At 40.4% G+C, this 13,167-nt stretch carries 13 protein-coding genes; all 13 read left to right on the top strand.

The window, feature by feature from the left end; genetic code table 11:
* The first annotated feature begins 64 nt into the window (after positions 1–64).
* The 13 genes from ACWIUE_RS01700 (at position 65) to ACWIUE_RS01640 (ending at position 13,137) form a co-directional block, all read left to right on the top strand.
* Entirely contained in the window at positions 65–694 is a 630-nt protein-coding gene (locus ACWIUE_RS01700) for an outer membrane beta-barrel protein (protein ID WP_454134532.1), read from the top strand.
* Between the two features lie 131 nt (positions 695–825).
* Positions 826–1,182 carry a hypothetical protein gene (locus ACWIUE_RS01695; RefSeq protein ID WP_454134285.1) on the top strand — a complete coding sequence of 119 codons (357 nt, stop codon included), beginning with the start codon at positions 826–828 and terminating at the stop codon, positions 1,180–1,182.
* A complete protein-coding gene (locus tag ACWIUE_RS01690; RefSeq protein WP_454134283.1) occupies positions 1,128–1,421 on the top strand; it encodes a hypothetical protein in 294 nt (97 codons plus the stop codon). Before ACWIUE_RS01695 ends, ACWIUE_RS01690 begins: the two co-directional genes overlap by 55 nt.
* Before the next feature lie 472 nt (positions 1,422–1,893).
* Complete coding sequence (gene yejB, locus ACWIUE_RS01685) at positions 1,894–2,886, top strand: microcin C ABC transporter permease YejB (protein ID WP_454134530.1); 993 nt, start codon at positions 1,894–1,896, stop codon at positions 2,884–2,886.
* Complete coding sequence (locus ACWIUE_RS01680) at positions 2,887–4,035, top strand: ABC transporter permease subunit (RefSeq protein ID WP_454134281.1); 1,149 nt, start codon at positions 2,887–2,889, stop codon at positions 4,033–4,035. It begins immediately after the preceding gene.
* On the top strand, positions 4,025–5,866 hold the full coding sequence (locus ACWIUE_RS01675; RefSeq protein WP_454134279.1) for an ATP-binding cassette domain-containing protein: 1,842 nt from the start codon (positions 4,025–4,027) through the stop codon (positions 5,864–5,866). The genes ACWIUE_RS01680 and ACWIUE_RS01675 overlap by 11 nt, the downstream gene beginning before the upstream one ends.
* Positions 5,863–6,378 (top strand): thermonuclease family protein, encoded by a 516-nt coding sequence (locus ACWIUE_RS01670; RefSeq protein WP_454134277.1) that lies wholly within the window; start codon positions 5,863–5,865, stop codon positions 6,376–6,378. The genes ACWIUE_RS01675 and ACWIUE_RS01670 overlap by 4 nt, the downstream gene beginning before the upstream one ends.
* Positions 6,379–6,456: 78 nt before the next feature.
* Positions 6,457–7,272 carry a peptidyl-prolyl cis-trans isomerase gene (locus ACWIUE_RS01665; protein WP_454134275.1) on the top strand — a complete coding sequence of 272 codons (816 nt, stop codon included), beginning with the start codon at positions 6,457–6,459 and terminating at the stop codon, positions 7,270–7,272.
* An 82-nt stretch (positions 7,273–7,354) separates the two neighbouring features.
* Positions 7,355–8,278: a class II fructose-bisphosphate aldolase gene (locus tag ACWIUE_RS01660; RefSeq protein ID WP_454134273.1), complete on the top strand. Its 924-nt coding sequence runs from the start codon at positions 7,355–7,357 to the stop codon at positions 8,276–8,278.
* Between the two features lie 12 nt (positions 8,279–8,290).
* Positions 8,291–8,854: an elongation factor P gene (gene efp / locus ACWIUE_RS01655; RefSeq protein ID WP_454134271.1), complete on the top strand. Its 564-nt coding sequence runs from the start codon at positions 8,291–8,293 to the stop codon at positions 8,852–8,854.
* A gap of 9 nt (positions 8,855–8,863) precedes the next feature.
* Positions 8,864–10,567, top strand: coding sequence for a glycosyltransferase family 2 protein (locus tag ACWIUE_RS01650; protein WP_454134528.1), 1,704 nt, complete (start codon positions 8,864–8,866; stop codon positions 10,565–10,567).
* Entirely contained in the window at positions 10,557–11,834 is a 1,278-nt protein-coding gene (locus ACWIUE_RS01645) for a glycosyltransferase family 4 protein (protein ID WP_454134269.1), read from the top strand. The genes ACWIUE_RS01650 and ACWIUE_RS01645 overlap by 11 nt, the downstream gene beginning before the upstream one ends.
* A 1-nt stretch (position 11,835) precedes the next feature.
* The gene (locus ACWIUE_RS01640) at positions 11,836–13,137 is read left to right on the top strand and encodes a glycosyltransferase family 4 protein (RefSeq protein ID WP_454134267.1); all 1,302 of its coding nucleotides are present in this window, start codon (positions 11,836–11,838) and stop codon (positions 13,135–13,137) included.
* The last annotated feature ends 30 nt before the right edge of the window (positions 13,138–13,167 follow it).

Here is a 13,167-nt window from a genome sequence, read left to right as displayed (position 1 = left end):
TTTTGTTGGCGGTGGATTTGGCAGTAGCGGATGGAAAGACACCTATAAAACAACCAATCTTTACATAGCTGACGAAATCACAAGCTGGGATATTTACCACACATTTGATTATGAATTTTTCGGCGGATACAAATATTTTTTCACAGAAAAACTTGGCGCGAGATTCTATGGCAACCTACACTTTATGCACCACTCACAGCGTGGTGATGAGCTCATCATCCTTTATACTGCCACCACAAATATCACTTCGATAAATTACACGATAAATGCGGACTTTTTGTGGAATTTTTACAATGGCGGTGGCGTAGAGATGGGCGTATTTACAGGACTTGGGCTAGGTGGCACAAGCAAAGTTTATGATTATCCGTGGCTTGGCGAGTATCCTAAGATGAAAACGATAAGCGCATTTGACTTTGGAGCAAATTTTGGCTTGCGTGGGAGTTTTAGCGATAATCACAGCGTTGAGCTTGCCGTGCGTGTGCCGTTTTTGGCATTTGATGAAACGCAGTCTTTGAGTGAAAAAACAATAAATCGCCACGCTTTTAGTATGAGTATGCGCTATGCTTACACATTTGGCGCACAAAAACCCACTAAAAAAATCAAACGACAGCCAAAGCAAACCATAAAACCAAGCAAAAAGCAAAGCACAACGCAAGATTACGATGAGTTTGATTTGGATAACTATGAATACTAAACCTATCCACATTTCGCAGAATCTAACAGCAAAACCGCCTTAAACGCGCTTTTTTGCGAAAAATTGCTTGTGAGATTCTGCGATAGAATCTAAAATCAGTTTTCATAAATTTTAATAAAAAAGGACACAAAATGAAAAAATTCAGCATTATACTAATGGCATTTATCTTTGCAGGTTGCACGCAACCACTCGCGCACTACTCCATCGCAAGCACCAACGCCGTGCCAATCCCTATGAAAAAGGGCGATTATTTCGAGGGGGAGAGCTGTGTGTGGAGCATTTTAGGCATTCCAATGGGCTCCCTTGCATTTCGCGAGAGCAAGGCGGTGGCGGACGCATTACAAAAAGCAAGCGAGGCGGGATATGACGCCGATGTGCTGACAAATGTCACCATAGAAGCTAGTGCTTGGAGCGCGATACTTTTCGGGCAGGCTTGCGTGAAAGCTACGGGACAGGCGGCAACTATGCCAAAGCGAAAGGCGAAGTAGATTTTTACAAAATCGCAGAATCTGCGTTGAAATCATTGCAAGATTCTGCGATTCGCACGAAAAATGCGCTAGATTCTGCAAATTCGCAGAATCTCCCCACACCAAAACCCACATTTTTCATAAAATCCACCGCAAAAATCAAATTCGCAGAATCTAGTGCGATTTTTTGTCATTTTGAGCGAGTAAAACGAGCGAAAAATCTCGAAAATTTCTCCCCTTCCCTTGCGGAGGGGGATTAAGGGGGTGGGTAAAATAATCCGTCATTGCGAGGTGAATCGCTTGCGATTCGCGCAAAGCAATCCACAATTAGATTCTGCGATTCGCAGAATCTAATAAAAATTACCCAAATCCGCAGAATCTACAAATAAAACAAAGCAACAATCCAAAAATTTAGATAACACAATAGATTGCCACGAGAATTCGCTTACGCTCATTCTCTCGCAATGACGAAAATGGCGCATTAGATTCTGCGCTTCGCCTTAAAGATGTAGATTCTGCGATTTGCGCGAAAATTTGCCAAATTCGCAGAATCTCCCACACCAAAACCCATATTTTTCATAAAATCCCCCGCAAAAATCAAATTCGCAGAATCTAAAAGTAAATTTCGCTAAAATGACGATTTTTAAAAATTGCAAAAAATCTTAAAGGTCTAATTTGCGCACCTATATTTTGAAGCGAATCTTTTTGCTAATCCCCACGCTCTTTGGCATAATGTGTATAAATTTTGCCATCATTCAGCTATCTCCCGGCGGTCCCATTGAGCTACTTATCTCCAAACATAGCGCGTTAGCGACAAATGAGCTAAACGCGACAAATCTAAATGATAGCTTTTATAAGGGCAGGGCGGGGGTTAGCGATGAGAGTTTGGCGGAGTTGCAAAAACTCTATGGCTTTGATAAGCCCATAGCCACGCGCTTTTTTAAGATGATAGGCGATTATGCGCGTTTTGATTTTGGGGAGAGTTTTTATCGCAAAAGCCCTGTGGTGGAGATTATCAAAGAAAAGTTGCCCGTATCAATCTCGCTTGGGCTTTTTAGCACTTTGCTAATTTATCTCATATCTATCCCACTTGGCATTAAAAAGGCGGTGCGAAATGGCTCAAAATTTGATGCGATTTCAAGCATTATTATAATCTTTGCATACTCGCTCCCTGCGTTTATTTTGGCGATTTTGCTAATCATTTTGCTATGTGGTGGCAATTATTTGGATATTTTCCCGCTAAAAGGCATAATAAGCGATGATTTTGCAAATCTCACGCCCTTTGGCAAAGTCAAAGATTACCTTTGGCATATAACTCTGCCTGTGTTTTGTATCACAATCGGCGGATTTGCCACGCTTGGGCTACTTGTCAAAAATTCATTTTTAGATGAATTAAGCAAACAATATGTCCTAGTGGCGCGGACAAAGGGAATAAGTGAATCGCAGGTGATTTATCGCCACATTTTTCGCAATGCTATGTTGCTAGTCATCGCAAGTTTCCCTAGTGCGTTTATGGCGATGTTTTTTAGCGGTTCGCTGATGATTGAAATCATATTTAGTTTGGACGGACTTGGGCTTTTGGGCTATGAATCCATTGTCAATAAGGACTATCCTGTGATTTTTGCGTCCCTTTATATTTTCACGCTTTTAGGGCTTGTGGTGGGGATTATTAGCGATTTGACTTACGCGCTAATTGATAGGCGAATCGACTTTGAGGGGCGATAAATGGGCGAATTTTGGTATCATTTTCGGCGCAAAAAACTAGCATTTTTTAGTGCGATTTTGTTTTGTGTGATTTTTATTGTGAGCCTTTTTGCGCCCTTTATTGCGAATGATAGGGCGATTTTGATTTATAAAGATTCACGCTTTTATTTTCCTATATTTGTGGATTATGTGGAGAGTGATTTTGTGGATTTGCGCCCTTTGGATTCGCGTGAATCGGTGCTAGATTCGAACGAATCGAAATTAGATTCACGCAAATCTAGCTACGAATCTAGCGTAGATTCACACGAATCAAATGCCATTTTTGAATTTGGCATTGATTATAAAGACCCGCATTTTATGGAGCTTTTGGGCAATGCGATTGTGATAAATCCGCCCATTCCTTATAGATATGATACGATAATCTATGATTTGTCCGCGCCACCGCCAAACTCGATAAATAGTGGTTCACCGAATACAAAAAATTTACTTGGCACGGACGACAAAGGCAGAGATTTATTTGCGCGTTTGCTTTATGGAGTGCGAATCTCACTTATCTTTGGGCTAATTTTAAGTTCGATGAGTTCGGCAATCGGCATTTTTGTAGGCGCGTTGCAGGGATTTTACGGCGGGAGAGTGGATATTATCACACAAAGGTTAGTAGAGATTTGGGCAAGTGTGCCGATTTTGTTCGCGCTAATCATCATTTCTAGCTTCATCGTGCCGACATTTTGGCGTGTGCTTTTCATCGTGCTACTTTTTTCTTGGATTAGTTTGGTGGGGCTTGTCCGAGCGGAGTTTTTGCGGGTGCGAAATTTTGACTTTGTCAAAGCCTCCCGTGCGCTGGGTGCGAGTGATTTTAGCATTGCATTTCGCCACATTTTGCCAAACGCGCTAATTTCGACTACGACTTATTTTCCTTTTATTTTGGCTGGGAGCATTGCTACGCTTACAACGCTTGATTTTTTGGGCTTTGGGCTTCCCGCAGAATATGCGAGTTTGGGCGAAATCCTAAATCAAGGCAAGGACAATCTAAACGCCCCACATATAGGAATCATCGGCTTTTTAAGCGTGAGTATTTTGCTGTCGCTTTTGGTATTTATCGGTGAAGGCGTGAGAGATAGCCTAAATCCAAAGCATTCACGCGCTAATGGGAGTGAAAATGCTATTTAAACTCCAAAATATTAGCTTTAATTTTCGCAATTTCGCGCTAAAAAATATCAGCTTTGAATTGCAAAAAGGCGAGATTTTAGGCATTATTGGCGAATCTGGCAGTGGCAAAACGCTTTTGTCTTTGCGAATCTTGGGGCTTTTAGATGGTATGTGCGAATCAAAGGGCGAAATTATTTTTAATGGGGCAAAAGTCGAATCTATGCGCGAATTTTTAGGCAAAGAAATCACATATATCCCGCAAGAGCCGTTAGTCGCGCTAAATCCACTGCATAGGATTAAAAAGCAAGTGTGCGAAATTTTGGAGTTACATAATCCAAAAATGCCAAAAAATGCGGTTGATTTGCGATTCGCGGAGCTGATGAAAATGGTGGATTTGGATTTGAAATTTGGCGAAGTGTATCCTTATGAGTTGAGCGGGGGACAGCGACAGCGCGTGTTGATGGCAATCGCTTTGGCAAATAATCCAAAAATCGCCATTGCCGATGAGCCGACAACTGCGCTTGATTCGGTGTTGCAAAAGCAGATTTTGGATTTGTTGCGGGATTTGAGCCAAAAGCTAGAAATTGCTGTGATTTTGATTACGCATAATATTGCGGTGGTGGGGCGTTATGCAGATAAGATTTTGCTATTAAAGAACGGCAAAATGGTGGGCAATGTAGCAAATTTTAACGATTCGTCATTGCGAGTGAGCGAAGCGAACGCGGCAATCCACAATTCAGATAGCGCGATAGATTGCCACGATTCTGCTTCGCAGAATCTCGCAATGACGAAAAATGGCGCAGATTCTGCGAAAAGCAACAAAAACGCAGAATCTACCACAAATTCGCAGAATCTAATCGCAGAATCTCACACAGCGCACGATTCACAATCAAACAATCGAAGTAATGGCGGTGTTGCTTTGCGTTGTTTTGATGCGGAACGAGCGAAAATAGGACATAAAAGTCCATTGAGCGAAGTTTCGTATCAAAACAACGCAAATGAATACCCCAGAACAAATTGCCCGCAAAATAAATACCTCCGCGACTTACTAAACGCCACTCATTTTAGCTACAAAAATCCAAATTTAAGTGATGAGATTTTGCTAAAAGTGCAAAATTTAAGCGTTTTTCACACGGCAAAAAAGCACCTTTTTGGCAAAAATACAACTAAAAAAACTCTGCATAACATAAATTTTGAGCTAAAAAAAGGCGAGATTTTAGGCATTATTGGCGAATCGGGCAGCGGCAAAAGCACCCTTGCACTTGCACTTTTAAATCTTATAAAATATAGTGGCGACATTATTTTTGGCACACAAAATTACAAAGAGATTCGCAATTTTCGCGCTTTTCGCAAACATATCCAAATCGTTTTTCAAGACCCAAATTCATCGCTAAATGCGCGGTTTCGTGTGCGTGAGATTATCAAAGAAGGACTTGATATTCACTACAAAAATGACAGCACAAAAGACAAAAAAGTCGCTGAAATGTTGCGATTTGTGGGGTTAGATTCAAGCAATCTCACGCGATTCCCAAGCGAATTAAGCGGGGGACAAAGACAGCGAATCGCAATCGCACGCGCCCTAATCCTAAATCCGCAAATTTTAATCTTAGATGAGCCCACAAGCGCACTTGATAAAATCACACAAAAGCAAGTGTTAGAGCTTTTGCTTCGACTAAAAGATGAATTTGGTTTAAGCTACATTCTAATCACGCACGATTTAGGGATAATCCGCGCATTATGCGACTCTGTCATCGTGCTAAAAAATGGCGAAATTGCCGAAAGTGGCGATAAATTTATGCTAGAATCGCCCAAAAATCCTTATACCAAATCATTAGTGGAATCGATATTATGAAAAATTTTGCTTTGTTTGTGGTATTTATAGCAACGAATCTTGTGTCAAATCTTTGTGCCATTGATGGAATCACCGAACGCAAATACTTGCTAAATAGCTACTACAACCCAAATCGCCTTGTTTTTCGCCTAAGCAAATACAGCTTTGAATGCTCAATGCTTGGCGCATCAGTGCCGTATTTTAGCGCGAAAAATCCCTGCAACAACGAAAAATTTCGCATTATGAGCCATCTCACAATCGGCTATATGCAAAACAATCTCAATTTAGAGCAAATGTATAGCGTTCGCGTGGTAAATGGCTACTGCCTTATTGCGTATAGCAATGTCGTGCTAAATGAAAAAATGGTAGCAGATGGCTTTGCGGTGGTAAATAAGGACGGCGCAGGTGCGTTTAATAATGGACTATATTTGGAAAAAATGCGCCGACTTCAAAGCATTGCAAAAGCGCAAAAATTGGGACTTTGGAATAGCTTTTATAATGAAATGCAGTGTTTTAGTGAGAGTTATAAATAGATTCTGCGTTTTATTGACAAAAATCATTGATAAATGTAGAATCCGCAACTTTAAACCCAAATTTTTAAGGAGAATTTTATGAGAAAAGTTTTAGTTGTATTAAGCCTAGTGGGGCTTATTTTTAGCGGTTTGAGCGCGGAAGTGTATGCAAAAGTCGATGGCGAGGAAATCACAGACAAAGATTTGATGTTTTTGCGCCAAGCAATGCCGAATTTGGATTTGGCAAATCTCCCAAGCGACTTAAAAGATAAGGCGATTGAACAAGCAATCGAGCGCAAATTGCTCACACGCGAGGCAAAAAAGGACAAATTAGAAAATACGCAAGAGTATAAAGACGCGCTTGAAGAGTTCAAAGATACGATGATTTTGGAGCTTTGGATGCGAAAGCAAATCGAAGCAGTGCAGGTAAGCGATAGCGAAGTCAAAAAGCACTACAACGCAAACAAAGACAAGCTAATTCAGCCAGAGACAGCAAAAGCAAGACATATTTTGGTAGCCACTGAAAAAGAAGCAAAGGATATAATCGCCGAGCTAAACAAAGCAGGGAAAAACGCCGAATCAAAATTCGCCGAGTTAGCAAAAGCAAAGTCCGCTGACAAGGGCAGTGCAGAGCAGGGCGGTGAGTTGCCACCATTTGCGCGTGAAGGGCAAATGGTAGCGGAGTTTTCAAAAGCAGCATTTGCGCTTAAACCAAGCACATACACCAAAAAGCCCGTGAAAACGGACTTTGGCTATCATATCATTTATCTAAAATCCATTCAGCCCAAAGGCGTAGTAAAATATGAAGAAGTTAAAGTGCAACTTGAAAATGATTTGAAACTTACCAAATTTCGCGACATTATCGCAAAAAGGGCGCAGGATTTAAAGAAAAAAGCAAAAATTGAGATGAAGTAGATTCTGCGAATCGCAGAATCGCAGAATCTACGCTAATTTTGGCGCAGATTCTGCGTTTTATCAAATAAAAAAGGTTTTAAAAATGTTAGTTTCAGGCAATGAAATTTTGCAAAAAGCACACAAAGAATACTACGGCGTGGGCGCGTTTAACTTTGTGAATTACGAAATGTTGAGCGCGATTTTTGAAGCAGCAGACATCGCCAAATCGCCCATAATCGTGGAAGCAAGCGAGGGCGCAATCAAATATTTAGGCATTGAAATGGCGGTAGGAATGGTGAAAATTTTAAGCGCGAAATATCCGCGTATCCCTGTCGCACTGCACCTAGACCACGGCACGAGTTTTGAATCCTGTCAAAAAGCCGTAGAGGCGGGATTTACAAGCGTGATGATTGACGCTTCGCACCACCCATTTGATGAAAATTTGGAGCTAACTTCAAAAGTCGTCAAAATGGCGCACGAGCGGGGCGTTAGCGTGGAGGCGGAGTTGGGGCGACTAATGGGAATTGAGGATAATGTAAGCGTTAGCGAAAAGGACGCTGTGCTAATCAACCCAAAAGAAGCGGAAGTTTTTGTGAGAGAGAGTGGCGTAGATTCACTTGCTCCCGCTATCGGCACAAGCCACGGGGCTTTTAAATTTAAAGGCGAACCAAAATTAGACTTTGCGCGTTTGCAAGAAGTCAAAAAGCTCACAAATATCCCGCTAGTTTTGCACGGCGCAAGTGCGATACCTGACTACATAAAAGAGTCGTTTTTAGCTACAGGCGGGGATTTAAAGGGCAGTAAAGGTGTGCCGTTTTCATTTCTAAAAGAGGCAGTCAAAGGCGGGATAAACAAAATCAACACCGACACGGATTTGCGCATAGCATTTATCGCACAAGTGCGAAAAGTCGCAATAAAGGACAATACGCAATTTGATTTACGCAAATTTTTCACCCCGGGCAAAGAGGCGATGAGAAACCTAATAGTCGAGCGAATCAAAGTGCTAGGCAGTGAAAATAAAATTTAAAAAGGACGCAAAATGGCAATTTCAATGGGCGATTTAAAAAAAGGTTTAAAGATAGAAATTAGCGGTGTTCCGTATCGAATCGTAGAATATCAGCACGTAAAGCCGGGCAAGGGTCCCGCATTTGTGCGCGTGAAAATAAAGTCATTTTTGGATGGCAAAGTGATTGAAAAAACCTTTCACGCGGGGGATAAATGCGATGAGCCACATTTGGAGGAACGCGCTATGCAGTATCTCTACCACGATGGCGATAGTTTTCAGTTTATGGATTCGGCAAATTATGAGCAGATTAGTTTAAGCGATTCGCAAGTGGGCGATGTGGCAAAGTGGATGAAAGAGGGCATAGCGGTATCTGTGCTTTTTCACAATGGCAAGGCGATTTCTGTCGATGTCCCGCAGGTTGTAGAGCTACTTATCACAGAAACCGCGCCAAATTTCAAAGGCGATACTTCAAGTGCGGGTAAAAAACCTGCGACTTTGGAGACAGGCGCGGTGGTGCAGATACCTTTTCATATATTAGAGGGCGAAGTGATTCGCGTAAATACCGAAACAGGCGAGTATTTAGAGAAGGCGAAGTAGATTTTGCGTATGCTAATCTCCATCATCATCCCCATTTATAATGTCGAAAAATACATTGCACGATGTTTAACATTTTGTATAAATCAAACTTTTAGCAATATTGAGATTCTACTAATTGATGATTGCGGAAGTGATGATTCTATAAACATCGCGCAATCTTTTGCAAAAAAAGATAAACGCATAAAAATTATAAAAAATCCTTATAATTTAGGATTGTTCCACACAAGAATAGTAGGCGAAAAGCACGCAAAGGGGCATTATATTTTGCCACTTGATGCAGATGACTTTATCTCTCAATTTACCTGCAAGATTTTACATAGGGCGATTTGTGGCACGAATGCTTTTCTAAAAAACATAAAACTTTTTAGAAACATTCTAATTGGGGGGGGGGATTATATGAATAATCCCTGCATTTCAATTATCATCCCCATTTATAATGTTGAAAAATACATTGCACGATGTTTAACATCTTGTATAAATCAAACTTTTAGTAATATTGAGATTTTGCTAATTGATGATTGCGGAAGTGATGATTCTATAAACATCGCGCAATCTTTTGCAAAAAAAGATAAACGCATAAAAATTATAAAAAATCCTTATAATTTAGGCACTTTTAATGCAAGGATGAAAGGCATAAAAGAAGCAAGTGGATATTATTTATTATTTTTGGATGCAGATGATTATTTGGCATTAGATGCGTGCGAAGTGGCATTTGGTGCGGTAGATTTTACAAATGAAACAAATATCGCAGAATCTAACGCAATTTCACAGAATCTAATCGCAGAATCTAACGCAATTTCACAGAATCTAATCGCAGAATCTACCACTTTTGATTTAGATTCTGCGCCAGATATTATATTTTTTGGAATGGACTTTTATCCACGCACTTTTAGACGCATTTCACCGCCGATTATTACGAAGACTCTCTATAATGGGGAGATTTTGGAAGCTGTTTTCGCCCATTGTGCCACACCTCCGTGGCACATATGGGCGAAGCTTTATAAAGCTTCGCACATTAAGTATGTGGGGGAGGTTATCGTGGCACATATGGGCGAGGATAAGCGTCTTACGATGGCAGAGGATGCGCTAAAAAGCTTTTGGATTTGCGCTCTTGCCAAAAAAAGCATAGGCATTCCAAATAAACTATATTTTTATTGCGATAATGATGGCTCAATCACGCGTAAGATGGATATGCAGACGCGAGATAGGCGCATTGGCGATATTTCGCGCGTAATAGAGGAATTAGAGGATTTGCAAAATATCCCAATTTTAACGCAAAATCCATCTTTTAAAATCGCCCAAAAGCGCACCATTGCGATTTTAAAAAGTGTAGTTGAGTTAGAATACCGCTACGATGGAATGTTTGATGAGGGGGGGGGCAAATATGATTTTAGCTTATTTGAAAGCCTGTGCCAAATCGCTCAAATATCATCGCAAGTGGCAGACCTATATGAGAATGGCAATGGCAGTCTTTACGCTAGGGAGAGTTGCGCCCTAAATGTAGGTAATTCGTCTCTTGCGCGACCTATTTTACCTTTTGCGCGGGAGTTTGAAAAAATCTCGCTTGATAGACCACAAGTCTTATCTTACTTAAATTTTTCAGCACAACACACAAATCTCGCGCAAGATACCACAACTACAAATGCTTCAAAAATCGCAGAATCTGCGCTAGATTCTGCGATTTACCAAAAAGGGCGCATTTATGTCGCCTAAAATTTTAGTGATTTCGCTAACGCGCAAGGGCGGTGGTTTTGAGCAATATACAAATGCGATTTTAGAGCATTTTAAACTGCCTTTTACAATCTATCAAAGTGCCTTTGTAAGTAATGAAGTAAGGCGAGATGACGCAAAATTCATCCCGACTTATAAAGGCAAAATAAGTTTTATTTTATCCGCCATTTTTGTTTTGCCTTTTATATTTTTGTATTTTTGCCTTGTGGCGCGGAAATATAGCGCATTATTTGTGCCGCATTTTCATTTTTTTAATATCGCTTTTATTATTGCATTTAAGTTGCATAAAAAACCTGTGATTTTGGTGGAGCACGATGGCATTGTGCATTTGGGCGATGAGCTGCCAATGCAGCAATTTTTGATAAATCTTTGCATTAAAAATGCCACGCATATTATTTTTTTAAGTAAATTTGTCGCTTCGCAAGTTTCGCCAAAATTACTTCAAAATAAACCCATTTTTATCATCCCACACGGCATTTTTGCCTTTAAGGGATTAAAGCGAGACCAAAAGCAATATCATCCAAAACCCACGCTTTTATTTTTTGGGCGGGTGAGTAGATATAAAGGTATCGAACTTTTGCTTGATACCCTGCCATCTATCCAAACGCAATCTTATGAAAAACTAATCATCGCCGGAAAAAGCAACTATCAATACAGCATAGCGCATTTGCCTAGCGAAGTGCAAGAAAAGATTGAGATTATTGATAGATTTTTGAGTATGGGGGAGATTGCAGAGATTTTCAACTCCGCTCATATTTTGATAATGCCATATTTGGAAGCATCGCAAAGTGGCGTGGCGGCGGTTGGGATTGCAAATGGGATGGCGTGTGTGGTGAGTGATGTGGGCGGACTTAGTGAGCAATTTATATTGGAAGGCAATTCGTCTTTGGGTGGGGCAAATTCGTCTTGTGGCGACTTTTTGGGGAGTGCTTCGCGGAGCTTCGTCAATGAACCTCAAAGTTCTATTTCCTTGCTCCACTCGCACAACCCCAAAAATTCATCCACAATACTAAAATTTGCAGATTCTGCGAATCGTGCGAATTTACATAAAATCGCAGAATCTGCGCTAGATTCTGCGATTATCGCTGGTAGGGGGGGGGGCAGTATGCTAATGCCTTCCAAAATACCTGTGCGATTATTATTAAACCAAATAAGGCACAGCTGGCACAAGCACTGCAAAATCTCATCAGCGATAAAAATCTCTATGAAATGCTATCGCACAAAACGCTTTTGCGTTCAAAAGAGTTAGAATGGCAAAGCATTGCGAAGAAAATAGAGGAGGTTATAAACAACGCCATTGCGTAGATTCTGCGCAAAAATTAAAATTATTGCATTTAGCGAGTGATTTGCATAGTGGTGGGGCGGAGCGAGTTTTTGCAAATACGATTGAGATGACATTTGAGAGCAATCTATATGAGATTTTTGTGGCGAGTTGCGATGAATTGCCCCCGCCAAATATCGCAGAATCTCACTTCCTCCGCCTTGATGATTGGAACTCTTATCCAAAAATCCGCGGTGTTTTTAAGTATATTTTTAATCTCACAAATTTCACTCGCCTAAAAAAGTTTTTATTTGAGGTGCGACCAAATATCATCCACACGCAAAATTATCTCTCTCGCATAAGTCCAAGCATTCTTTTTGCTTTGCGTAGTTATAAACGCAAATTTCCGCAAACAAAACTCATCTTTACCCAGCACGGATATGGCGTGTGCGCGAATTTATGCCTATATAATTATGCGAAAAATCATATTTGTGAGTTTTGTATCAATCGCTCAAAATATCACATCGCATTTCAAAACTGCGATAGGCGGGGGAAAATCTACTCGTTTTTAAAGGCACTTCGTGTGCCGTTTTATCAAGGCATTTTTTTAAAAGAGCAAGATTTGTTTGATAAAATCATTTTTGTAAGCGAATTTCAGGCAAAAAAGCATTATTTGGAGGGGTATAAAAATGGCGTTGTGATTCCAAATCCGCTTGAACTTCGCTTTTATAATCCATCGCCAAATTTAGCGCAAAAGCAAAATTTAATCGTATATTTTGGACGCATCGCAAAAGAGAAAAATATCCCGCTTTTAATACGCGCATTTGCGAGATTGCACAAAGATTTTAGCGATTATAGATTGCTAATTATTGGAAGTGGTGATGAAATGCAACAATGCCAAACTTTGGCAGATAAGATTCTGCGAAACCACAAAGATGGTATTTTGTTTTTGCCGCATTTGCCTCCAAAAAAACTAAAAGGCATTTTAGCAAGGGCAAAAATTAGCATTTTGCCATCTTTGTGGTTTGAGACTTTTGGACTGACGATTATTGAAAGCATTTTAGCGGGCGCTGTGCCTGTGGCAAGTGATATCGGCGCGTTGCGTGAAACGATAGATAAAACTTATGGATTTACCTTTGAGGTAAATAATGAATTTGCACTTGCAAAAGTGATGGGCGAAGTTTTGATGGATTATAAGCGGTGCTTTGATGAAATGCTTGTGGAACGAGAAAAGATTTTAGCGCAAAATGAAAATTACATAAAAAATTTGATAGATTTATATGCTTTTTGATACAATCGTAAATTTTATTTTTAAAGGTGC

This window comes from Helicobacter sp. 23-1045, from assembly GCF_053654655.1.
Note: the sequence above shows the minus strand (reverse complement) of the source record. Positions and strands in the feature narration are given on the sequence as shown.